Origin of the sequence: Halomonas sp. SIMBA_159, assembly GCF_046536035.1 — a bacterium.
GTDB classification, from domain to species: domain Bacteria; phylum Pseudomonadota; class Gammaproteobacteria; order Pseudomonadales; family Halomonadaceae; genus Vreelandella; species Vreelandella venusta_A.
In genome coordinates this window covers 1-260 of record NZ_JAWJBT010000902.1, presented here as the reverse complement: position 1 = coordinate 260, position 260 = coordinate 1, and the positions used below count along the sequence as shown (strand labels likewise).

Genomic DNA, 260 nt, shown 5'->3' with positions numbered 1-260 from the left:
CGGTCTTTTTCGAATTTGCCCCGCACTAATGCCGTCGCCATGCGGACAAAAGCCGGCAGCGCTGCATTCTCCTCGATATACAAATGGAGCAGCCCATCGTCAGTCAAAGCTTCTGGCGCCAGTTTTTCAAAGCCGCCCACCGAGTTGGTCAATGCCACCAGCACGAGCTTGGCTTCCCCTTCCCAAGTGCCATGGTCGTGTTCGATGACGAATGTAGTGACCTCATCGGAAGCGACAGCTTTGACGCCTTCAACAAAATA

At 53.8% G+C, this 260-nt stretch carries 1 protein-coding gene; it reads right to left on the bottom strand.

Going from position 1 to position 260, the window contains the following annotated elements; translation table 11 throughout:
- Window positions 1-260 (bottom strand): hypothetical protein (locus tag R0J87_RS21860; RefSeq protein WP_498888934.1); only part of this gene is annotated, 260 nt, incomplete at both ends.